This is a genomic window from Butyrivibrio sp. WCD3002 (assembly GCF_000424265.1).
Classification (GTDB): Bacteria; Bacillota; Clostridia; order Lachnospirales; family Lachnospiraceae; genus Butyrivibrio.
On record NZ_AUJO01000014.1, the window covers coordinates 13733 to 38208 of the forward strand.

The 24476-nt window shown below is 42.1% G+C and carries 23 protein-coding genes; 9 read left to right on the top strand and 14 right to left on the bottom strand.

Annotation, left to right across the window (positions count from 1 at the left end):
- Positions 1–21: 21 nt before the first annotated feature.
- Positions 22–2262 (bottom strand): ATP-dependent zinc metalloprotease FtsH, encoded by a 2241-nt coding sequence (gene ftsH, locus G608_RS21075; protein WP_081677419.1) that lies wholly within the window; start codon positions 2260–2262, stop codon positions 22–24.
- Between the two features lie 304 nt (positions 2263–2566).
- Here ftsH and G608_RS0112360 point away from each other — a divergent pair, with 304 nt between their 5' ends.
- From G608_RS0112360 to G608_RS0112380, 5 genes are all read left to right on the top strand, one after another.
- Entirely contained in the window at positions 2567–3769 is a 1203-nt protein-coding gene (locus tag G608_RS0112360; RefSeq protein ID WP_026496292.1) for an SPFH domain-containing protein, read from the top strand.
- 31 nt (positions 3770–3800) lie between these two features.
- A complete protein-coding gene (locus G608_RS0112365; RefSeq protein WP_026496293.1) occupies positions 3801–4865 on the top strand; it encodes a hypothetical protein in 1065 nt (354 codons plus the stop codon).
- An 18-nt stretch (positions 4866–4883) separates the two neighbouring features.
- On the top strand, positions 4884–5711 hold the full coding sequence (locus tag G608_RS0112370) for a TPM domain-containing protein (RefSeq protein WP_081677420.1): 828 nt from the start codon (positions 4884–4886) through the stop codon (positions 5709–5711).
- A gap of 86 nt (positions 5712–5797) precedes the next feature.
- The gene (locus G608_RS0112375; protein WP_026496295.1) at positions 5798–7570 is read left to right on the top strand and encodes a GGDEF domain-containing protein; all 1773 of its coding nucleotides are present in this window, start codon (positions 5798–5800) and stop codon (positions 7568–7570) included.
- Positions 7567–9258: a GGDEF domain-containing protein gene (locus G608_RS0112380; RefSeq protein ID WP_026496296.1), complete on the top strand. Its 1692-nt coding sequence runs from the start codon at positions 7567–7569 to the stop codon at positions 9256–9258. Before G608_RS0112375 ends, G608_RS0112380 begins: the two co-directional genes overlap by 4 nt.
- A 20-nt stretch (positions 9259–9278) precedes the next feature.
- Here the strand turns inward: G608_RS0112380 and G608_RS0112385 are convergent, their stop codons facing one another.
- The 13 genes from G608_RS0112385 to G608_RS0112445 all read right to left on the bottom strand — a co-directional run bounded on the left by G608_RS0112385 (position 9279) and on the right by G608_RS0112445 (position 21174).
- A complete protein-coding gene (locus G608_RS0112385) occupies positions 9279–10532 on the bottom strand; it encodes an extracellular solute-binding protein (protein ID WP_035795540.1) in 1254 nt (417 codons plus the stop codon).
- Between the two features lie 2 nt (positions 10533–10534).
- Positions 10535–11263 carry an HD-GYP domain-containing protein gene (locus G608_RS21080; protein WP_051209292.1) on the bottom strand — a complete coding sequence of 243 codons (729 nt, stop codon included), beginning with the start codon at positions 11261–11263 and terminating at the stop codon, positions 10535–10537.
- On the bottom strand, positions 11260–12432 hold the full coding sequence (locus tag G608_RS0112395) for a GGDEF domain-containing protein (protein ID WP_026496298.1): 1173 nt from the start codon (positions 12430–12432) through the stop codon (positions 11260–11262). The genes G608_RS21080 and G608_RS0112395 overlap by 4 nt, the downstream gene beginning before the upstream one ends.
- A 105-nt stretch (positions 12433–12537) precedes the next feature.
- Positions 12538–13302, bottom strand: a complete 765-nt coding sequence (locus G608_RS21085; protein ID WP_051209294.1) for an MBL fold metallo-hydrolase — start codon at positions 13300–13302, stop codon at positions 12538–12540.
- Positions 13303–13349: 47 nt separating this feature from the next.
- The gene (locus tag G608_RS21090) at positions 13350–13982 is read right to left on the bottom strand and encodes a flavin reductase family protein (protein ID WP_035795543.1); all 633 of its coding nucleotides are present in this window, start codon (positions 13980–13982) and stop codon (positions 13350–13352) included.
- A gap of 94 nt (positions 13983–14076) precedes the next feature.
- Entirely contained in the window at positions 14077–15636 is a 1560-nt protein-coding gene (locus tag G608_RS0112410; RefSeq protein ID WP_026496299.1) for an ABC-F family ATP-binding cassette domain-containing protein, read from the bottom strand.
- 63 nt (positions 15637–15699) lie between these two features.
- A complete protein-coding gene (locus tag G608_RS0112415) occupies positions 15700–17070 on the bottom strand; it encodes a sodium-dependent transporter (RefSeq protein ID WP_026496300.1) in 1371 nt (456 codons plus the stop codon).
- 133 nt (positions 17071–17203) lie between these two features.
- Positions 17204–17620: a DUF6608 family protein gene (locus tag G608_RS0112420; RefSeq protein ID WP_026496301.1), complete on the bottom strand. Its 417-nt coding sequence runs from the start codon at positions 17618–17620 to the stop codon at positions 17204–17206.
- Positions 17620–18090, bottom strand: coding sequence for a LytTR family DNA-binding domain-containing protein (locus G608_RS22530; RefSeq protein WP_051209296.1), 471 nt, complete (start codon positions 18088–18090; stop codon positions 17620–17622). Before G608_RS22530 ends, G608_RS0112420 begins: the two co-directional genes overlap by 1 nt.
- Positions 18091–18098: 8 nt before the next feature.
- Entirely contained in the window at positions 18099–18779 is a 681-nt protein-coding gene (locus tag G608_RS0112430; RefSeq protein ID WP_026496302.1) for a hypothetical protein, read from the bottom strand.
- A gap of 108 nt (positions 18780–18887) precedes the next feature.
- Positions 18888–19457: a GNAT family N-acetyltransferase gene (locus G608_RS0112435; protein WP_035795546.1), complete on the bottom strand. Its 570-nt coding sequence runs from the start codon at positions 19455–19457 to the stop codon at positions 18888–18890.
- Positions 19458–19514: 57 nt separating this feature from the next.
- Positions 19515–20396, bottom strand: coding sequence for an SPL family radical SAM protein (locus G608_RS0112440; RefSeq protein ID WP_026496304.1), 882 nt, complete (start codon positions 20394–20396; stop codon positions 19515–19517).
- Positions 20397–20400: 4 nt separating this feature from the next.
- Entirely contained in the window at positions 20401–21174 is a 774-nt protein-coding gene (locus G608_RS0112445; RefSeq protein ID WP_026496305.1) for a class I SAM-dependent methyltransferase, read from the bottom strand.
- Between the two features lie 248 nt (positions 21175–21422).
- On the opposite strand from G608_RS0112445, the gene G608_RS0112450 reads away from it, so the two are divergent.
- From G608_RS0112450 to G608_RS0112465, 4 genes are all read left to right on the top strand, one after another.
- The gene (locus G608_RS0112450) at positions 21423–22139 is read left to right on the top strand and encodes a gamma-glutamyl-gamma-aminobutyrate hydrolase family protein (RefSeq protein WP_330367005.1); all 717 of its coding nucleotides are present in this window, start codon (positions 21423–21425) and stop codon (positions 22137–22139) included.
- 2 nt (positions 22140–22141) lie between these two features.
- A complete protein-coding gene (locus G608_RS0112455; protein WP_026496307.1) occupies positions 22142–22999 on the top strand; it encodes a transporter substrate-binding domain-containing protein in 858 nt (285 codons plus the stop codon).
- Between the two features lie 67 nt (positions 23000–23066).
- Positions 23067–23738, top strand: a complete 672-nt coding sequence (locus G608_RS0112460) for an amino acid ABC transporter permease (RefSeq protein WP_026496308.1) — start codon at positions 23067–23069, stop codon at positions 23736–23738.
- Positions 23728–24471 (top strand): amino acid ABC transporter ATP-binding protein, encoded by a 744-nt coding sequence (locus G608_RS0112465; protein WP_026496309.1) that lies wholly within the window; start codon positions 23728–23730, stop codon positions 24469–24471. Before G608_RS0112460 ends, G608_RS0112465 begins: the two co-directional genes overlap by 11 nt.
- Positions 24472–24476: the final 5 nt, after the last annotated feature.

The following is a 24476-nucleotide window of genomic DNA, read 5'->3' on the forward strand; positions in this document are numbered from 1 at the left end:
GCGACAGCCCTATATATAAGTTTACTTATTATCAAAATTGTCAGGCACATGTGAAAAACGTCCACCGCTTGGAGTAGCACTGTTCTCTGTAGGTGCGGAAGGGTTCTCCTGATAAGGATTCTGAAATGCAGTCTGCGGAACATCGGGTGTCCAATCAATCAGTGGTTCATCCTCTTTAGCATCCGAAGAATTATCACTCTGATCCTCATTATCTCCGACAGTCACCTCAAAGGTTGGAGCTGTTGTCTGAGTGCTTACTGCCTCAGCTGCTTTTCTCTCCTCCTTTGTGGGAATATTCTCGCCAACTGCTGCAGACTCAGGTCTTGTAGCATATATTCTTCCACGTTTTGCAGCCTCTGCTTCCTCATCGGTAGGTTCGGGAATATTCTCAACCTCCCTGTAAATCTTCATGAATTCCTTACCGGTGATAGTCTCCTTCTCAATAAGGAACTGAGCAATCTTATCCATGGAATCAAGGTGATCACGGATTATCTGCTTAGCCTTTTCATAGCATCCTGCAAGGAGCTCCTTAACCTCTTCATCAACAAGATATTCTGTCTGCTGGCTGCAGTTAAGAACTCTGTTTCCGTCAAGGTATCTGTTCTGAACAGATTCAAGCTGCATAAGTCCGAATCTTTCGCTCATACCAAACATTGTGATCATGCTGCGGGCCATTGAAGTTGCCTTCTCGATATCATTCTCCGCACCGGTTGTAACAGTATTGAAAATAACCTCCTCTGCAGCACGTCCGCCAAGGGTAACAATAATATCATCCAAAAGCTCGTCCTTAGTCTGAAGATATTTCTCATCCTCTGGCACCTGCATTACATAGCCAAGAGCTCCCATTGTTCTGGGAACAATAGTAATCTTCTGAACAGGCTCTGTATTCTTCTGAACCGCGCTGATAAGTGCATGTCCAACCTCGTGATAGGATACGATCTTTCTCTCCTCTTTACTGAGGATACGATCCTTCTTCTCTTTACCCACAAGCACCTGCTCAACAGCTTCCATAAGATCCTGCTGGCATACATATTCTCTGTGAGCCTTAACAGCATTGATAGCTGCTTCGTTTATCATATTGGCAAGGTCTGAACCAACCGCACCGCTTGTTGCAAGGGCGATTCCCTTAAGATCAACGGTCTCATCCATTTTTACATCCTTGGAATGAACCTTAAGAATCTCTTCACGTCCTTTGAGATCGGGCTTATCAACGATGATTCGTCTGTCAAAACGTCCGGGACGAAGCAGAGCCTTATCAAGTATCTCAGGTCTGTTGGTTGCGCCAAGAACCAGAACACCCTTGGATGAATCAAAACCGTCCATCTCTGAAAGAAGCTGGTTAAGAGTCTGCTCACGTTCTTCATTGCCACCGTACTTATTATCACGGCTTCTACCGATAGCATCTATCTCGTCTATGAAAATAATGCAGGGAGCATTTTTACTTGCCTCAGCAAAAAGCTCACGAACGCGGCTTGCTCCAACACCTACATACAGCTCTATGAAATCAGAACCAGCAAGAGAATAGAAAGGAACATGTGCTTCACCCGCTACTGCTTTTGCAAGAAGTGTTTTACCTGTTCCGGGAGGTCCCACAAGAAGGGCTCCTTTAGGAAGCTTAGCACCTATCTTTACATATCGTCCGGGGTTATGGAGAAAATCTACTACCTCAACCAGGGACTCCTTTGCTTCATCCTCGCCTGCTACATCCTTGAAGGTAACTCCCGTTTCACGCTGCATGTATACCTTTGCATTGTTCTTACCTATGCCAAGCGGTCCACCGCCCTTGGACATACGTCTGAACACAAAGGAAATGATCAGCCACATGAGAAGAATCGGAAGGATGTAATACATTACAAATGAAAGTATTGCTCCTGATGAATCCGGAACCTCGCTGCTGACTTCAATACCTGCATTTAAAAGTCTCTTTGTCAGAGTAGCATCATCCTCGGCCTTACCTGTGTAATATGTAAGAACTGTGGCAGACCCGTAAAAAGGATTAAACTTCAGCTCATTCTTTCCCACTTTGGGAATAATATTAATCCTGTCATTCTCGATTACAACACTCTCAACCTGTTCTTCCTTGATCATGTTGATGAATTCCGAGTAGGATATCTCCTTATTGCTGGTGGATGTCATAGCTCGCATGAAATATGTCATAAAGAGCATCGTCACAAGCGCTGCCACAACCAGAAGCAATATATTTTGTTTCCTGGGGCTGTTATCACCGCCGGAATTATTTTTGTTGTTTAAGTTATTATCCATCTACATTCCCCTTACTTTCAGAGTCGTTCTGTTCTATTATATTTATAACACGTATATAAATCAATTGTGCACATGCGAAATTCCTGTGTCCAAATCATAAAAAAAGTATAAACTTTTCTCTGAAAATTACCACTGTTTCATCTTTGTCGGACAACATTTTTTAATTATCACATTATTTTGTGAAATAATCACCCTTAATCTGCTGAATTTAACTACTAATTTGCGAATTAATCCTTCATATATATGCTATAATCTTTGTAAAGTTTTTTCAAAGAAAAAGATATATTTAAGGAGGATATGTTATATGGGTATTTTAAAAGCTGGTATAGGTGCCGCTGCAGGGGTTCTTGCAGATTCCTGGAGAGACTATTTCTATTGTGATGCGCTTCCCGCAGATACACTTGCTGTTAAGGGTCAGCGCCGCACAGGAAAGTCAAGCTCCAATAAAGGAAATGAAAACATCATTTCAAACGGTTCAATCATCGCTGTTGCTGATGGTCAGTGCATGATCCTTGTTGATCAGGGAAAGGTTACTGAAATCTGCGCTGAGCCCGGTGAATTCGTTTATGACACAAGCACAGAGCCTTCTCTTTTCTATGGAAGCCTCTCATCAAACATTGCAGAGACCTTTAAAAAGTTTGGTAAGCGCGTTGGCTTTGGCGGCGATACTGCTAATGATCAGAGAATCTACTATATAAATACAAAGGATATCATCGGCAACAAATACGGCACAGCTAATCCTGTTCCTTTCCGTGTTGTTGACAAGAACATCGGTCTTGATGTAGATATCGCTATCCGCTGCCACGGTGAGTACAGCTACAAGATAGTTGATCCTATTCTTTTCTACACAAATCTTTGCGGCAACTTCCAGGGTGAATACAAGCGTGATAACCTTGATTCACAGCTTAAGAGTGAGCTTCTTACAGCTCTTCAGCCCGCTTTTGCCAAGATCTCAGAGACAGGTGTACGCTACAGCGCACTTCCCGGACACACCACAGAGATCGCTGATGCCCTCAATGAAGTTCTTTCCTCAAAGTGGGGTGAGACCTATGGTATCAAGATTTCTACCTTTGGTATCAATTCCGTAAATGCTTCTGAAGAAGATGAAAAGATGATCAAGGAACTGCAGAAGAATGCAGTTTATACAAATCCCAACATGGCAGCCGCTACTCTTGTTGGTGCACAGGCACAGGCTATGCAGGATGCTGCTAAGAACACAGCAACAGGCCCTATGATGGCATTTGCAGGTATGAACATGGCTCAGCAGGCAGGCGGCGCTAATGCAGCCAATCTCTTCGCAATGGGTCAGCAGGCAGCTCCCGCTGCAGCTCCGGCTCCTCAGGCTGCTCCCGCTGCAGGATGGACCTGCTCCTGCGGAACTGTAAACACCGGTAACTTCTGCAGCAACTGCGGTTCACCCAAGCCCTCAACTGACTGGACCTGCTCCTGCGGAACAGTTAACAGCGGCAATTTCTGCTCAAACTGTGGATCACCCAGACCCCAGTAATTTATTACTCTGATTATTTAAGGATTTATTTATGGGATTAACCGAATATGAATGCCCCGCCTGTGGCGGGGCAATGGAATTTGATGCAAAAAGTCAGATGCTCTCCTGCCCTTTCTGTGACACAAGGATAAAGGTTGGCGATTACAAAGCACCTAGACAGGAAGAGCAGGACAAGGATGCCAAGGCTGACAGCAATGAATGGAACAAGGAAGAATTAAACGGAATGGTAGTATACTCATGCCAGTCCTGTGGTGGTGAGATCATTGCTTCTGAAACTGAAGGCTCCTTAACCTGTCCTTTTTGCAGTAATAATGTTGTAGTAAAAGAGAAGTTTTCCGGAGATCTTAGACCAAATTATGTAATTCCTTTTAAGACCACCAAAGAAGATGCAATGAAAGCTTATTCAGGCTATGTAAAGCATAAGCTTTTATTACCTAAAGCCTTTTTTGAGCAGAACCATATAGATAAGGTCAGAGGAATCTATATCCCTTACTGGATTTATAGCGGTAAGATAAAGGGAACCTATGACTTCACTGCAACAAATGTACGCTCATGGAGTGACGGAGATTACGAATATACCGAAACCTCATACTTCGATGTCCACAGAGAAGGTGATGAGAGCTTCAAAAACGTGCCTCACGATGCCTCAAAGGAAATGCCGGATGATCTTATGGAATCCATCGAACCCTTCGACTTTAATCAGGCGGTGGATTTTAACAGTGGTTATCTGGCCGGATTTTTGGCTAACAGATATGATATAGATGCCAAGGATACTGAAGCACACATACTTGAACGCATGGAAGATTCTGTGGAAAGTGATATTAAAGACACGGTTTCCGATTACAGCACAGCCACGGTAAAGGCCAAAACCAACAAGGTTGTGTCCATGTCTCACAAATACGCCCTGTATCCGGTATGGCTTCTTAACACAACCTGGAATAATAAGAATTTCCTTTTTGCCATGAATGGTCAGAGTGGAAAATTTGTCGGAGACTTGCCTGTAAGCAAAATAAAGGCTCTGATTCTTTTCCTATGCACATCTACCTGTGCCACTCTGCTTAACATAGCAATCTGGTTCCTTTTTTTCAGCAAATAATTAGTAGGACGTATAATAATGAAATATATTCGTAAACATAAGAAAAAATACATAATGCAGGCACTGCCTGTGCTGCTTGCCGCAATGGTACTATCATTATTCATTCCTGCCGTTGCAAAAGCTGATGCAAGCGGACTGGTGGAGCCTATCTACGCTACTGACGGTTCACTGTATCCTGTAGTAGATTACGCAGATCTTCTTACAGATGATGAGGAGCAGGCCCTGGCAGAAAGAATATATGGCATTCAGTCTACATATGAATCAGCTATTGTGCTTCTTACTGTCCCCTCCACAGACTACAGATCGCCAATGGAATATGCCGATGATTTCTATGACTACAATGGCTATGGAATCGGCGAAAGACATAATGGAATCATTTTTCTTCTGTCAATGGAGGACAGAAGCTGGCGATTTGAAACGACCGGCACAGCTATAGATGTATATACTGACTCTGATCAGGAATACATATTTGATGAGATAAAGGGCTATCTCTCTGAAAACAGGTATTATGAAGCCTATGATAAATTCATATCTCTCTGTGATGACGAGCTGCGATATGATTATGAATCAGGTATATTTACCCCCGGCAAATTCTTTATCTGCCTTGCAATTGCCATAGTATTTTCACTTCTTGTACTATTTTTCTTTGTGGGTCAGCTGATGACCGTTCAACCTGCAAAGGGTGCATCCAACTATGCAGACGGAGGGCTTCATCTCACAAGCAAACACGACAGATTTGTTCGTAAAACTCTTCACAAGACTAAGATTCAAAAAGACAGCGGCGGTTCATCCACTCATACCGGATCGTCGGGAACATCGCACGGAGGCAGCGGAGGTCATTTTTAATGGCCTCCTTTTTTCATAAAAACATAACCCTTTTTTAATAAATAGCCATCATAAAGTTGCTATACTTATTGTCAGGAGAGTAGGCCATGAGATTACGTGATTATTTGCACATAAACGTGTGGCTGCTGCCTATTATTTTAATACTCCTCCCCATAGCACTTACTTTTTTTGGCAGCTCATATCTGTCCACACCAAATGAGTATTACAATATCCAGCTTGATAGCGGCTGGTCTGTTAGTCATGGTGATTATCATTATGAGGACGTGCATCTTAAAAACTTTAATCTTGGTCAGACAAAAAAGGGCGATATTGTTACAATGACCAATGTTCTGCCGGATACGTCTGTTCCAGCAGCCGCCATAATGTTCAGAAGTATTTTATCCGCAGTCTCTGTAAGTATTAATGGAGAAAAAGTCTACGAATACGGTCAGGACTACGCCGATAGAAATCTTATACTTCCCAAGCACTACAATTACATTTCAATACCTGATAATGCTATAGGTAAAACAGTGGAAATATCTTTTTTTGTTACTGAAGACAACGCCTTTTCCGGCATCTCCCCTGTTTACTATGGAAATCTCTTTGAAATCGAGCGCAGCTATTTACAGAGTAAGCGCCTTGATCTCTTTATTGGGGTCTTTCTGTGCCTGTTCGGCTTTATGCTGCTTACTCTTTCATCCTATCTTTTCATGTATCACGGGCAGGATCTGTCTCTTATCTTCAGCTCTGTGATCTCATTAAATCTGGGATCTTATATCCTGTGCTATAATGACCTGTTTAATTTTATCGGTGATAATGATTTCTATTTCTGCGTAATGGAATATGTAACACTGTATTCCATTCCATTTTCAATCATCGTATTCCTTGTATCCACCCACCCCGAACTAAATACCAGACTGGCTAAGATTTTCATTTCCATAAATATACTGTTTCCTCTGATAACCCTGATTCTTCAGCTAATAAACGTGGTGCATATTAATTACTTTGTATCCATCTTGCATATTCTTGCAATTTTGGAGGCTGCGATTCTTCTTCCAAGGCTGGTAATGAATATCTTCAGACAGTATAGGACAAGAAAGGATTCTCCTGAGTACGCTGGAATGACATCTGATTCAATCCTTATTCTTGGTCTTGTAGTTTTCATCTTCTGCTGTGTAATAGATATAGCAAAATACAATTTTTTCAACGAATTTGGCGGAGGCGGAGTTGCATATACAAACATTACCTTTATGAACCTTGGAGCGCTGTGCTTTGTTATGAGCCTTTTCGTATTCTATTTCTATCACGGAATAGAACATATAAATGCTGCGTATGTAAAAGAGCATCTTGAGGGTCTTGCCTATACGGATCCTCTTACCGGTCTCATGAACCGCGCAAAATGTATGCAATATATGGCTACTGTTCGAGGAAACTATGCTCTTATCAGCATTGATATGGATAACTTAAAGCCCGTCAATGATACACTGGGCCATCTTGAGGGTGACAGAATGATCCGCTGCTTCGCGGATATATTAAAGCAGGCCTTTTACGGCTCAGCCCTTATTGGAAGAACCGGCGGCGACGAGTTCCTTGTTGCCATAGAGAATCCGGAGCCCGAAATCTGTGAAAAACTTATTGATAAGATGGAAACACTTATGGCTGTTTTCAACGATACCGATAAAAAAATAAAACTATCTGCATCCTGCGGATTTGCCTATAGCACGGAGCCTAAGCTCACAGATGCAAATTCTGTATTTATTTTGGCGGATACCCGCATGTACAGAATTAAAGAACAGCACCACGAAGACAAGCTTTCAAAATTCCTTGATGATATCATCTCCGGAAAGATCAGCCAGAAAGGAGGTGAAAGCAGCTTATGAGAAAACGTCTGCATTTCCTCATGATCGCCTTTTTCACATTCATTGTTCTGGTTGTAATCTGCTACTGTACCTTCAAGCCTAACAGCTCCAGGAAAATATATACTCTTGATGATGGATGGGATATTCAGCTGGGCACAAGCTACTATGAAAATGTGAATTTAAAGGATTTTATAAAAAATCCCGGTCGCCCCATTGGAAAAGGCGATCTGATCATAATGTCCAGAACTATTGATATAACAGAACCTATTGCTTTTCCCACCATACAATTTATGTCAAAATACAGTGCCTGGCGCTTAACCTGCAACAACGTACTGGTTCAGGGAGAATACACAAATTACATAGCTGCAGATAAATTTATCGGTATAAAATACAATAACGTAACTCTCCCAAAATTGAATGGTCCATATACGCTCAGCATCGAATTTTACGTTAACGAAGATGCCTCCTACAGTTATTTTGACATTCCAAAATATGGGGATTATGTATCAATAATGATTCATTACGTATTCGGTAATCTTCTGGGTCTTGGAACCGGAATTTTCCTCATTATATTTGGGCTTTCCTTTGGCGTGATAACACTGATTTTTTACAGGAGATTACCCGGAATCCTGTCACAGCTTTTTTCATCTCTGCTATTCATCGATGTTGGAGTGTGGATACTTTGCTATTTCAGGCTCACGGACCTCTTAGTCTCAACAAGTGGACATTCAACGGAGGTCGAGTTCTTTGCTTTGTATCTGCTTGTTCCTCTTATCTACATGATAATCGGATGCACCCAGCAGCACTACAAGAATTGGATTTTCATGGTAACCGCTGCCACAAGCACCATGATATGCCTGTTCTTTATGCTTATGCATTCGACAGGTATAGCCCATATAAACAGAACCTTCTCCTACTTCCAGGGCATATCTATGATATGTTTTCTTTTCCTGTGTGTAACCATAAGAAGGGATATAGCCCAAAAGAAGCTTGAGCCATCTGATAAAATACAGCTTTTAGGACTGGCAACCCTTGCTATTTCATTCCTGCTAAGTATGGTGCTCCATATAATCGAAATGGCCGGCATAATATATGGAAATGAACTCATTAAGGTGTTCATTCCCTTGGGCTGTCTTGCCTTTGTATTTGCAACACTTATCAACTATTTCATATATATATCAGAATCCTATGCAAGAAGGAAAGAGTACGAATCTCTTACTCATCTTGCCTATGCCGATGGCCTGACCGATCTTCCCAACAGATCACGCTTTGAAAAGTATATGGCAGACCTTGATAAAGGGAATGAGACCTACTGCATCATAAGTCTTGACCTGAACGGATTAAAAGAAATTAACGACAACGACGGACATGCCGCAGGCGATAAATACCTTAAGGAATTTGCAGACATCTTGCAGCAGTGCTTCGCTGACAAGGGCTTCATATCCCGCATCGGAGGCGACGAATTTGCTGCCATACTTACCAAAAACAATATTTACGACGTGGACACCATGATCACCAGACTAAAGGATGCTCTTGAGGTTAAGAATGTGTTATATCCGGAATATAGAAGAAGTGTTGCGACAGGATATGCATACAGCACGGAAATCCCTGACGGGGACTCCCATGCTGTTTATCTGCTTGCCGACAAGCGCATGTATAAGAATAAAAAGAAAATGCACGAAAAGCTTGGCATTAAAGCCAGAATCTAAATAAATCAAATATATAAAAGTTAATTGAGCAGGGCTTCGAGGTTGTTTTGAGCATCCTGGAGCCCTTCATCTATGGTCTTATTTCCTTTGATGATGTTCTCCATTTCAGTACCCAAAATCTTGTAAAAATCAGGCCACTCTTCCATAACCGGTCTGTAAACACCATTCTCAAGAGCCTCAAATACAGCCTCAAATGTAGGGTTTTCCTTTAATATCTTTTCATCCGTAAGGCAGGAATACCTGCATGGAACGCCGCCACTATCTATAGTTTGCATCTGAACATGCGGATCCATCAGATATTTAAGGAGCTCCAGTGATAGCTCTTTATTCGGTGCATTCTCGGGGATTCCAATGGTCCAGATACCGTATACATTGGCGTTGTATGCAACTGCGCTATCTGTAGTTTTACCTGTAAGCGCAATATAATCGGATGATGATCTGGCGGTTGGAGTATACCATCCGGGCCATCCTATAGCCATGGCCGCAGCACCGTTTGCAATAGCCATTATAAGATTATCTCTGCTCTCGGCCTTTCCGCTCTCTATCAGCTCCATATAGAATCTGAGAGCTTCTTTAAAGGTTTTCGTATTAACTGTAGGATTATTGTTTTCATCAACAACCCATCCACCATAGGACAAAAGAATCGGAAGGAAATCTACTACATAGTTGTTTGGTGAGTCGCCTCTGTACATAAAGCCCAGATTTCCGTACTGCTTTGCCTTGTCGCATACTTCCTTAATGGTCTTAAGAGAGGTCAGCTGGCTTCCATCGTAGCCTGCTTTTTGAACAACTCTCTTGTTATACAAAAGAACTGTTACATTTCCATAATAAGGAGCAAGATAAACATCGCCGTCGTGGTAACAGATTTCTTTAGTAGCTTCAATAATATCTGAGTCTAGCTCATATCCCTGCTCGCTAAGATTCGACAAAACTCCCTTTGATGTAAATTCTGCCATCCATGAGCCGTCTACCATGCACAGATCGTAGGCACCGGTCCCATTTGCAGCATCGTTTATCAATCCGGAGTGAAGCTCCTCCTCACCCAGCTCAACTATGTCACAGATAATTCTGTTTTCCTCCTCAAAGGGAATCAGACAGGATTCTATGGCATCAACATATATACCTGATCTGAGTGCCAGCGTTATATGGGTGGCTGTATCAGGATCTACTGTCAGGACTTGTTCCGGATTCTTTTGTATGCCGCAGGATACCAGCGACACAGTCATTATTAAGATCAGTATGACGGATGTAAACCTCTTTAGCTGTGATCTCATTCTCAGTCCTTTCCTTCATAAGAAAATCTATCCATCTTTCTTCTGACATCTTCCAAACATTCATCAATCTTATTCATAGGAATGTTACAAAAAACCTTGACCAGATATTCATCGAGCTGCTTTCCCGCTGCCAGTTTAAGCTCTGAAACCGCTGCAGCATAGGGAAGGGTTGCTCTGTATGAACGATTCATCGTTATTGCAGAATATGTATCCGCAACTGCTATGATCTTTGCACCAAGGGGTATCTGATTTCCTGTAAGCTGGTGATAACCCTTGCCGTCTATGCGCTCATGATGATAAAGAATATACTCCTTTACCTTGGGAAACCCCTCTATATCATCAAGTATCCCAACTCCTAGGTCGGGATGCTTTTTCATTATTTCCCACTGAGACTGACCAAGCTTACCTGAGTGTCCTACGATTTCCCTTGGAATCGCAAGTTTACCAATATCAAGAAGGAGTGATGCATAGTGAAGATCCCGCTGTCTAACCTTTAATCTGTAGCTGTAGGGCAAAAACTCATATATGGCCATACAAAGGTTATGTACATGTAGTGAATGTCCGTCAAGGTTCGGATCATCTGCTTCCAGTATTCCTATCAGTATTTCCATCAGCTGCAGGGAACGCTTCTTTTCAACAAATGCATTGTATGTTGAAACAATAGCGATCAGAAATGCAGCAAACATACAAAGAACCAGAAGATCAAAAACATTAGATTCCATTGAAATCATAGTCCGCCTCCCTGTCCTTCTACATTACTGAATCTGATCTGATTTTTACCTGCACGTTTTGACTCATAAAGAGCTTCGTCTGCCCTCTTATAAGCCTTATCTATATCGCGGTCTCCCGGCAAAATTTCTGCCACCCCAAAGGATGCATGTATGCCGTGAAGCTCGCCGATTTCCACGTGATTAAGAGAATCCAGCATACGCTGAAGCAGTTTTGTAACCTCTTCTCTGTTCGATGCACCGCGAATCATGACTATAAATTCATCGCCGCCAAGCCTTCCGGGAAAGCTCTGCTTTTCCTCAAGGACTTTTTCCTGAAATCTCCATTTTTCAGACATATCAATATCCAAAGTTTCTATAATAGTTGTTCCCGCCACCTGTATGGCTTTATCTCCCATCTGATGTCCAAGCTTATCATTTATCTGCTTGAACTCATCAAGGTCAAGGAGGCATATTGCAAGATATTCATCATGGGGATTATTAAGTACATTGCCTGCAAGGGAGAAAAATCTGCCTCTGTTAAGAAGAGATGTCAGGGCATCAAAGCTTGACTGTATCTCAAGTTCTCTTTGAATCTGGGTATTCTTCTGATAGGTTACAAACTGCTGCATCCTTGTTCTCTGGAATGCAAAGTGCAGGATAACGGCAAGTCCGGTGAAGGTTACCGCGTTGTAGATATCTTGCATTACTATTGATGCAGGCTTAACCATGTATGATGAATAGACAAAAACTGAAACCAGCACAGTTATTATCAGCAGCATATTAAGCATATTTGTAATAAAAGAAAATGAAACTACTACCAGCATGATCATAAACATGGTGGCTGCCATGTATGGCTGGCTGACGGAAAGCTGTATACTGTATACCATCCACAAAAGGATGCCTAAAAGAAGTTGCAGTTTTACAAACTTATGAGGATACTTTTTCTGAAACCATCTTGAAAAAGCAGATGTACAGATAGAAATAACACCATAGGTGATATAAAACTTAATTTCAACCTGGTTTACACTAAAAAGGTCAAGCAGCGAAAAACCGACGCATAACAAATTAACGATGATGAACCATAGACTGAGAATATTAATATGATTCCAGTTGGTATCATCGATCAGCTGCCTGCAATCTTCGAATGTAGCTTTATCGTATCCATAGTATTTCGTACTCTGTGCTGTCATTAAAAACCCTCATAAAAACAAACAGTACATCATACTAATACTCTATCAAACAAATCTATTAATTCTCTAAACAATAAAATAATTTTTTAGGAAAACTACAGCTATTTACTGGATTTGGACCACTTTTCCAACATCATAAATATCCGTTTTCTGATCGGGATATTTAATCTCAACATATTCTTTGAATTCTTTCGGGTCAGCACTGTTAAAAAGGAACATGTCATAGTGACCGGGAACTGCGAGACCTGGCTTAAGTGTTCCCACAAGGTCTGCTGCCTCCTGATAGGTCATATTTCCGATGCAGTCTTCCTTAAGTCTTCTTGCATCTCTTCCGTTTATGGGCACAAACATTGCATCAAAGGGGCCCTTTTCCCTGAGCTTTCCGTAAATACCTTCATAGAGGCAGGTATCTCCCAGATGGCAGAGCTTTTTCCCATTAAAGCTAACAATATAAATAAGATAAGGGTGCGTTCCATCCTCCCTGGTATCAAGGAACTCGTGGGCTGCAGGAATCGCTTCGATATGAACAGGTCCTTCATCCGCGCTAATGTTTTCATCCACGAAAATAAATCTGTCGGCGCTGATACCAAGGTCTCCCGGCAGATTATCCTTAAAGGCTATAGGTGCTACAAACTTAATTGAAGGATAAAGCTTTCCTATCTTTTTCCATGCCTCTCTGTCGATGTGATCCACATGATCATGGGTACCGAATATCAGACTCACATCTGACAGATCCTCTGCGTTTACGATATTCTCTACCTGTCTTCCATCCATATCTGAAAGAAACAGATCTATACCAAACTTATATCCTGTCTCTGTATCCCATACAAGAATTCCCTGCTGTCCTGTTCTCATGAAATTTACTGCCATAACCCTTACCTCCTGATGTTTACCCTTTAATTATTTGTGCTCCGAGGTTATTTTTTCTTTTTGTGACTCTTTTTATTACCCTGCTTATTTCCGGATTTTTTTGATGCCTTATTAGCCGGTTTCTTGGCTACACTATAGCCAAACTTACCAAGCTTTTTGCCGAGTTTAAAATATTCTCCGTGGGAGTATGCAACAAGATCTGCAGCTACCAGATCAAAGCGGCCCTTCTCGTCCAGATATTTTTCGTCCACTGTTACAGCCACAACCTCTGCCACAAACATGTCATGGCTTCCAAGCTCAAGAATCTGCTTTACTTTACATTCAATATTTACAGGGCTCTCTTCTATTCCGGGAGCACTTATCTTCTGTGACTTCTGAGGAGTAAGCTTCATCTCCTTAAATTTGTCGTAATCTCTTCCGGATCTTACGCCACACCAGTCAGTGGCTCTTGTAAGCTCAGTATTTGTCAGGTTTACAACAAACTCCCCTGTCTCTTTTATGATGTCGTAGGAATATCTTTCTTTTCTTACGGATATGGAGAGCATAGCCGGAGAACTGCATATATTTCCTGCCCATGCAACTGTTATGATGTTTGGTTTTTCACCCTCTCTGCCACAGCTAACCATAACTGCGGGAATGGGATAAAGCATATTTCCGGGCTGCCATACTTCTTTAGCCATTATTTCTGCTCCTTACTTTTTTATCTAATTTTATACAATATATAAGCCCCGGTAAAGGATTTATCAAAATCAATTACCGGGGCGGTCAGTTCATTTAAAGCTTGGTGGTCCACTTGGTGCAGTCGATTATCCGGGTAGCAAGATCCTCATAAAAATCAGGCTCGTGGCATACCATAAGTACTGTACCCTTGTATTCCTTAAGTGCTCTGTGGAGCTCCTCCTTCGCATCAACATCAAGATGGTTTGTAGGCTCGTCCAGTACCAGTATGTTGGACTCTCTGTTCATGAGCTTACAGAGTCTTACCTTTGCCTGCTCACCACCTGATAAAACCTTGCACTTACTCTCAATGTGTTTGGTGGTTAGACCGCACTTGGCAAGAGCTGAGCGGACCTCATACTGGGTAAAGGAAGGGAACTCATTCCATATTTCTTCAAGACATGTAGTCGTGGTATCAGGAGACATCTCCTGCTCGAAATAACCTATCTCTACATGCTCTCCCCTCTGTACCCAACCTGACAGAGAAGGGATCAAACCAAGAAGACTCTTTAAAAGTGTGGTTTTACCGATACCGTTGGCTCCTGTCAGTACAACAAAGGTATTTCTCTCAATCATCAGGTTAAGAGGGCTTGATAAAGGCTCCTCATATCCGATAACCAGATCCTTGGTCTCAAAAAGAACCTTACCGGGAGTTCTTGCTGTCTTAAAATAAAACTCCGGCTTTGGCTTTTCCTGTACCTTCTCGATAAGCTCCATGTTATCAAGCTTTTTCTGTCTTGCCATAGCCATGTTTCTTGTGGCAACTCGTGCCTTATTTCTCGCAACAAAGTCCTTAAGATCAGCAATCTCCTGCTGCTGTCTGTTATAAGCAGCCTCTCTTTGTGCTTTTTTCATCTCATAGACTTCCATGAACTTATCGTAGTCGCCCACATATCTCTCAAGGCTGTGGGTTGTACCATCCATGTGATAAATGATGTTCACTACGCTGTTGAGGAACGGAATGTCATGGGATATCAGAATAAAAGCATTCTCGTATTCCTGAAGGTATCTTGTAAGCCATACTATATGCTCAGCATCGAGGTAGTTGGTAGGCTCGTCCAAAAGAAGGATGTCAGGCTTTTCCAAAAGAAGCTTTGCAAGAAGTATCTTTGTACGCTGTCCTCCGGAAAGCTCCGTTACGTCCCTGTCAAGTCCAAGCTCAAGGAAACCAAGGGCTCTTGATACCTCATCAATCTTTGAATCTATAAGATAAAAATCGTGATTGGTCAAAAGATCCTGTATTGTGCCAAGCTCTTCCATCAGTGCTTCCAGCTGCTTCTCATCAGCTTCGCCCATGGCATCGCAGATCTCATTCATCCTGCGCTCCATCTCATAAAGGGGCTCATAGGCAGATGCAAGCACGTCCCTTATTGTCATGCCTTCCTTAAGAACTGCATGCTGATCAAGATAGCCTGCCTTCACATTTTTTGCCCACTCAATATTACCGGCATCAGGCATAAGCTTGCCTGTAATTATATTCATAAATGTGGACTTGCCTTCACCGTTTGCTCCAACAAGTCCAATGTGCTCTCCCTTAAGAAGTCTGAATGATACATCATCAAAAATAGCTCTGTCACCAAAACCATGGGTGAGATGCTCAACGTTCAAAATACTCATTATTATTCCTTCCAAAAATATCCCGGGTTAATAAGTTCTCTATATTCTAAATGATTTAATATCTTATGCAAAGTAGCTCCAAAGTCCGTAAACAGTAAGGAATACCAAAATCACAGGCAGTACCAGCTTAAAGTACCACTTAAGTGCAAGGCTCATCTTTATTCCAACGCCGCTGTTGACCTCTTCAATATAATTATCAAAGCCCCAGCCGTACTTACTGGTACAGAACAGGCAGCATATAAGTGATCCTATGGGCAACACCAGATTACTTACAAAGAAGTCCTCAAGATCCATTATGCAATTACCTGCCTTAAGAGGCTGGAAGTCGCTCCATAAGTTAAATCCAAGGGCACAGGGAATTGATCCCAAAGTAATAACAAGACCTGCAAAAGCTGCCGCCCTTCTTCTGTCATATCCAAAAAGATCGATGGAAAAGCTTACATCATTTTCAAATACACCAACCATAGTGGACAGTGCTGCAAAGTACATGAAAAGGAAAAACAGACTTCCGATTATTCTGCCGCCCTTCATTGATGCAAACACATTGGGAAGGGTAAGGAAAATAAGGCTTGGTCCCTTATCCGGTGCTACTCCGTATGCAAAGCATGCAGGAATAGTGATAAGGCCTGCCACAATTGCAACAAAGGTATCAAGACCTGCTACCAGCATAGCTTCGCCTACAAGACTTCGCTCCTTTTTAATATAGCTTCCGAAGATCTCCATGCCACCCATTCCAAGGCTCAGTGTGAAAAAGCTCTGGTTCAGGGCACCGTAAAGCACATTTCCGATGCCTACCTTTCTGACATTGTCCATGTTGGGCATCAGATAAAACTTAACTCCCTCTATGGAGCCGGGAAGCATCAGTGAATAGATGCCAAGTCCGATCATGATAAGGATCAGCATGATCATCATTATCTTTGTTATCTTTTCAACGCCCTTTTCAAGACCCATGGAAGTGATGAACACAGTTATCAGCATTGTGATTCCCATAAAGAAAATAAGTATTCTTGGGCTGCTCATCATCCTGCCATAGAGCTCTTCTATTTTTTCAGGACTCTGACCCTGGAAAGCTCCCATCAAAGCCAGCACAAAATATCTGAGTATCCATCCGGATACCACAGAATAAAACATAAGAAGAATATAATTTCCCGCGATGGCAAAGTATCCGTAAATATGCCACTTACTGCCTTTAGGCTCAAGCTTTTTAAATGCTGAAAGTACGCTGAGACGACTTGATCTTCCTATGGCGTACTCCATGGTCATTATCGGCACTCCAAGAATAAGTAAAAACAATACATAGACAAGTACAAACAGACCGCCGCCATTTTCTCCAACCATGTATGGGAATCGCCACACATTACCGATTCCTATTGCACATCCCGCGGAGAGCAGAATAAATCCCAATCTGCTTCCAATTGATTCTCTTTCTTTCATTGCTACACCCCAATTTGATACGCAAAAAAACACCGGCGGCTGAGATATTTCTTTCAGCACACCAGTGCAGTAATCCAACTGTATTATGGTACTTCATAAATCATGATTTATCAACAACCAAAGCACATTTTTATCACTTGGAACGTTCCTGTAATTCTCTGATAATATCTGCCTTTTTCCTGGTATCTGCGAACACGCTGTAGTAGTAGACTCCCGCAAGGATTATATAGGGAATGGTAAATGACCTGTAAAACTCAAACCAGCCCCTTGGAGTTACCTCATCGAATCTGCTTACTATCAAAATAAAAACTGCGACCAGCACACATGCCACAAGATACTGAATAACCATCATCGCAAGTGGACTTATATTATCAAAAAGTCCGTGCAGCGATAAGACAACAGAAGCTATGATGCAGGTAATAAACATTATCATCTCATTCCGGTTATTAGTCTGGCCTCCCGTCAATGAATTGATAATTGCTGCTGTCACTGAAACCATCGTATATGAAATGCAAATCATTAAAGCTAAATTAACAAGATACTTTTTCATTATGCCATTTTCCTCATTCTCTGAAGATACTCATCAAATCCCTTTTTATAACTCCTGTTAACACAGATTCTCTCACCGTTATCAAAGTAGGCGTAAACCTTCATGTTTAGATCAGGCTTTAGCTGTTTAATTTTATAAATATTTATAAGATTAGACTTTGATACCCTGACAAAGCCGTAGTTCCAAAGAAGTTCTTCACACTCGGCAAGAGTCTTCATAATGCGATAGACTCCGCTTCCTGTGTAAATAAATAGCTTTCTGTCCACATAGTCCAGATAATAGACCTCCTTTGGATCAATCAATATCTCCTCACCTTCGTCAAGATCATCATCCGCCGGTCTTCCTGAAAGAGAAAGTCTTTCTGAATTTACAATATCAATTATCTGCTTTATCTGCGGACGCATATTTGAGTAATACACGTCCACATGTTCATTTATTGTATTCTTATCTTCGAAAAGGTTAAGCTTCATACCATTTTTTATAATCCGGCATTTGCAAGGAAGGTATCAACATATTCCATGTATCCTGCAGGATCATCAATTACTCCTTCAATATGCTTGCTGTTTACATATGCAATACTCTTTACCTGGCTTCCTACATTTTCATATACTTCTTCAACCTTCTCTGGAAGGCATACTGTATCTTTTTCAGAAACAAAGACGAGTGTGGGAAGCTGATCATTAGCTACAACTATTATAGTATCGCCCTCATCCCAGTTAACACCATAGAAAAGTCTTGAGTAAAGCTTGCTTGTATCTGTGAGAAAAGATGTAACAAAGGATTCCATCTCCTTCGGGTCATCATCTGCAATTACGCTTCTTACCATGTATTCCATACCGGGAACGGGGCTGTCACAGATTACTGCATCTGCAGCTTCTTCTGTGCCGGGAGTTACATTTGATGCATAAATCGCGCTCACCTGAGCGCCCATTGTTGTTACTGCAATCTCTTTTCCTGAATATTCAGCATTAAAACCGTCAAGATCGTAGCCATAGGTTGCAAGCTGCTTAACTGAATTGCCCTGAGTATCATTACCTTTATTCTGGTAAAGCACGCTGTCAGAAACCAGCTTTGCCATTCCTATAGTTCCTACAACAATCAGTGCTACAACTGCTCCTAATGTGATTTTTCCCACCTTAACGATTATGTTCTTTTTCATTTGTATTTGCTCCTTTTCTTAAGATGTTTTTACCTTATCAGAAAAGGATCTCGCCTGTATTCAAATTTGCACAAGTTACATTTTGGGATGCATAAGTTGCAATTGACTTTAGTCATCCATAAAAAATACTAAATTAAAACGGACCTCGTGGCGCTCAATGTCCCTGTTGGTGTAACAGCACCTGTCAAAACCCATAAGCTTAAAGCCCTGCTTCCTGTAAAAGGTGATGGCTCTAACGTTACAGGACTGGGTCTCAAGCATGATGGCACGCCTTCCCTGCGCCTTTGCCTTTTCCTTTGCAAGATTCATAAGCTTTGTTCCAATGCCCTTACGATGCAGCTCATCTGCTACCCAGAGCTCCGTGATCAAAAGTCTGTTACTCCACTCCTCAGGACAAAACTCAATGCAGGCAAGGAGCTTCTTCTCGCCGTTTTCTTCTGCGACTATTCCAAAGGCCTCAGCCCCTTCCCAAAATTCCTGATAGAGTTTGTCAGGAAAATCATACTCCTCAGGTGTATGGGTAACCGGTGTATCAAACTTCTTTTTTACCATCTTGGCTGAGAATTCGTCGTCACTTTCCTCTATTTCCAGGTCATAATACTCCTCACTGGTATTTCTCATCATGATGGGAGTGCCCTGCCACTCTTCCTTTGGGAGACTTACTATTTCATATTCCATACTGTTTAAACCTCGTTGTCTTATATTTTTAATTATTTCTAAATTCTGCTGTTTATCTTAAGTGAAATCGAACAGACTCAGCTGTTTATATTTTTCCGGAAACTCATTCATATATGAAAAGCACTCATCCGGCTTGTACATCATATTGTTCCCTTCACAAACCCTTCTAAGGAGTGCGAATAATGCCTTTGAATTCGGACTTGGAACCTCATAGGCATTACCATAGGTACTGATGTATTTTTGCTTTAATCCCGGAAAATGCTTATCAAGAGCAGCATAATAATACTCTCTGTCACCCTCTCTTAGAGTTACTCCCATACCAAAATTGATGATGCCCTTAACCCCGGTCTGCGCGCAGGCATCAAGTATCTGTCCCACGTTTTCCTCCGTATCATTTATAAAAGGAAGAATGGGAGACAGCCATACTACTGTGGGAATCCCTCTTTTTTGCATCTCGGATAAAACTTCTATCCTTCTTTTGGTATTACATACATTGGGCTCAAGAATGCTGCAAAGCTCATCGTCATAAGTTGTAAGTGTTATCTGGACAACACACTTTGTTTTCCTGTTTATCTCATCAAGAAGATCGATATCTCTGAGAATTCTGTCTGACTTTGTCTGAATGGCAAGGCCAAATCCATATTGATGAATTATCTCCAGACACCTTCTTGTCAGTCCGAGCTCTTCCTCACAGTGCATATATGGATCAGACATTGAACCTGTTCCTATCATGCACTTTTTTCTCTTCGATTTAAGGGCAGCCTCCAGAAGCTGCGGTGCATTCTGTTTTGCCTCAATATCCTCAAAGGGATGCATAAACTGATAACACTTGCTTCTGCTGTCACAGTAAATGCATCCGTGAGTGCACCCTCTGTAGATATTCATTCCGCAACGACCGTCGCTTGTTATGAGTATTCCTTTTGCATCGACAAAATGCATACCATCACTCTTTCCTTATATACCAGCTGTAGCCGTAGAAAATCAGCTTCCTTTCCTGATCGCCAAAAACGGGCCTTAGAGACTCCAGCATCCAGCTTCTGGCCTCGTCTTCAGCTATCTCTCCGCCTTCAATTCTGGCATTAACATTGGACTGAATAAGCATGAAATTCACAAAGTCTTCAAGAGTAAACCCGTACTCCATCTCATACTCTGTCTGCTTTTCCATAATAAATCCGTCAATCAGATCCTGCTGACTCCACTTATTTTCTTTTCTTGGTGGTTTGGGAAACTTTTTTAGATACTCATCCTGATACCATGTTGTGTAATCACTGTTTCCTGCCATTTTGTCAGTGATACCAAAATCATAGATAACTATCAGAGCTTTATCGGAAACTACCTCTTTCATATTCTCCATGAACCGCTTTTCATCCACCCAGTTTATGCAGCCTGCTGCCGTAACGATGTCGTATTTTTCATCCGGCACCCTGGTCTCCTCAGCCTTTGCAACATAAAAGGAAAAAGCCTTATCACTGTAAATCTCTCTGCACACCTCTACCATCGAGTCAGCGATATCTGTACCGGTGACCTTGTTGCAAATAAGCTTAAGAGCTTTTGTGGAAAGCCCTGCGCCACAGCCCACATCAAGACCGTTTTCGAAATGATACGCTTCAGGAAGCTCTAAGTCCTCCAGCAATCTGCCCATTACGCTTTTGTGGAGCCAGGGCCTCTTCAAATACCCTTCCGCGATTCTTTTGGAATCAAAAGATTTGTTATTCATTTGTATTACCCCTTAACTTTTCTCTTTACCCCTACAAGAAAAATTACCCAGAACTTCATTATATTTGATTATTTCCTGCTCTGCAAAGCATATAGTAGGCAAAATATATTTGCATTTTAAAAAACCTTGCAAATTATTCAGGAATTCGGTATATTATTCACTAATAAAGACATAGGCGTCTGCTAGAATTAGTGGGCGCCTTTTTTAGATTTATTGGCTTTATTGTCTTTATTGGGAGGAGGGGTATCTTGAGACCTGTTATCGGTTTGATTCCGCTTTATGATGATGATAAAGAAAGCTACTGGATGCTTCCCGGCTATATGAAAGCTATAGAGGAAACCGGCGGCCTGCCAATCATGCTGCCACTTACCTCTGACGAGGATGAGCTTGATGAAGCATATAGTCTCTGTGATGGTCTGCTCTTTACAGGCGGTCACGATGTATCTCCCGATATATACGGCGAGATTCCGAAAAAGACCTGCGGCAAGCCCTGTATCACAAGGGACCGGATGGAGTGCTATCTTATAGATAAATGTCTTCGTGATGATAAACCGCTCCTTGGTATCTGCCGCGGAATTCAGCTCTTAAATGCACATCTTGGAGGTACTCTGTATCAGGATCTTCCTACTGAATATCAGTGCAAGGCAGAGCACCACATGACACCTCCCTATGACAGAAAAGCCCATGACGTAGAAGTTTTTGACAACACGCTTTTAGCAAAAATCATTGGCAGTGGAATCCACGAGGTAAACAGCTACCATCATCAGGCTATCAAAGAGCTGTCCCCGGAAGTCACTAAAATGGCCGTTTCAGAAGACGGACTTATTGAGGCAATCGCTGTGAATAACCACAGATTTGCAATAGGTGTGCAATGGCACCCGGAGTTTTCCTATTATAATAATGAGGAAAGCATGAAAATAGTAACAGCATTCGTTAATGAATGCAGAAAAGGAAGGAGTATATAGTTATGAAAAAAAGAATGTTGGCACTGGTAATGAGTTGTTTTATGGTAGCTGTTGCAGGCTGCGGTGGTTCAGGAGCCGGAACAGCAACTGATGGTGCTGCTCAGGATGATGCTGCTCAGGCAACCGAAGCAGAAGCTACAGGAACCACAGAGACTGCTGAAGCTTCATCCGACGCTTCAGGCAAGGTTTGGAAGATTGCTACAGATACTGCTTTCAAACCCTTTGAGTACACAGATGACAGCGGTAACTTCGTAGGAATCGATATGGATATTCTCGATGCCGTAGCTAAGGACCAGGGCTTTGAATACGAAGTACAGGTTCTCGGATGGGACGCATCAATCGCTGCATGTCAGGCAGGACAGGCTGATGGTATGATCGCAGGCGCATCTATCACAGATGAGAGAAAGGAATCAGGCTGGATCTTCTCAGACGGCTACTATGATGCAAACCAGAGCATGGCTGTAGAAGCATCTTCTGATATCACAGGCTTTGACGGTCTTGACGGAAAAGCTGTTGCTGTAAAGACTGGTTCCATGAGTGCTACATACGCAGAGAGCCTTGCTGATCAGTATGGCTTCACAATCACTTACTTTGAGGATTCACCCACCATGTATCAGGCTGTTGTAGGCGGACAGGTTGCAGCTGTATTTGATGATACACCGATCATGGCTGCTAACATCAAGGATACAGGCATCTCCATGAAGCTCGTTGATGGTACAGGTAACGATCCTGCAGCTTACGGTTTTGCAATCTTCAATGCAGACAACCAGGAGCTTGTTGATATGTTCAATAAGGGTCTTGCAAACATCAAGGCAAACGGTACCTATGACGAAATCCTTGCAAAATATCTCGGTGAATAAAAGGTTTGCTGTTTCAACAAATCATCCGGGCAGGTTCTCCTGCCCGGTTTTATGAGGAATTTATTCTATGGTTAAAATTATTTCAGTTTATGGAGGAATGCTTCTTGTAGCCCTCGGAAGAACTCTCCTGCTTGCTCTTTTAGGACTGTTCTTTGCATGTATAATCGGTATGATCTTCGGAATCATGGGTGTACTGAAAAACAGAGTCTGCAATGTAATCTCCCAGATTTTCGTCGACGTTATCCGCGGCGTACCGATGATCGTTCTTGCATTCTTTGTCTATTTTGGAATCCCGTATTTCTTTAATACGATAATCGGTGGTTTTTCCATAAGTCTTACTGCACTTCAGGCAGGTACCATCTGTCTTGCCCTTAACTGTGGTGCTTATATGGCAGAAATTGTCCGTGCAGGTATTCAGTCAGTTGATAAGGGTCAGATGGAAGCAGCCCGCTCCCTTGGCCTTACCTATGGAATGGCCATGAGAAAGGTCGTACTGCCTCAGGCTATCCGCACCATGATTCCTACATTCATCAATCAGTTTATTATCACCCTGAAGGATACATCCATCCTGTCCGTTATCGGTTTCCCGGAACTTGTTAACACAGCTAAAAATGTTCAGGCTAACACATTCATGTCCTTCCAGACATGGGCTATCGTTGGAATAATGTATCTGATTGTTATCACTATCCTTTCACGCAGTGCGAAGGTAGTTGAAAGGAGGCTTAGCGTTGGCAGATAAAGGCGAAATCAAAATTAAAGTAGAACATTTAAAGAAAAGCTTTGGTAATCTTGAGGTCCTTAAGGACATTTCAACAGAGATCACAAAGGGCGAAGTGGTATGCGTAATCGGACCCTCCGGTTCAGGTAAGTCCACCTTCCTTCGCTGCCTCAACAAGCTTGAAAAGGTCACTTCCGGCACAATTGTGATAGATGGAAATGACATTACTCAGAAGCAGGTGAACATTAACCGTGTCCGTGAAAACATCGGAATGGTGTTCCAGCACTTTAATCTTTTTAATAATCTGAACATAATGGACAACCTTACTCTTGCTCCCGTGCAGCTGAAAAAATGCTCAAAGGAGGAAGCAACAACAAGGGCTAAAAACATGCTCAAAAAGGTTGGACTTGAAGATAAATCCGAGAGCTATCCAAGCCAGCTCTCCGGCGGTCAGAAGCAGCGTGTTGCAATAGCAAGAGCACTTTGCATGCAGCCCGATATAATGCTTTTCGACGAGCCCACATCAGCTCTTGATCCTGAGATGGTCGGAGAAGTTCTGCAGGTTATGAAGGACCTTGCAGCAGACGGAATGACCATGGTTATCGTTACTCACGAGATGGGCTTTGCCAGAGAAGTCGCAGACAGAGTCATATTCATGGATGGAGGCTTCATCGTAGAAGAAGGCACTCCCCAGGAAGTTTTATTAAATCCAAAGGAGGAAAGAACCATCGATTTCCTGAACAAGGTTCTTTAAGATTG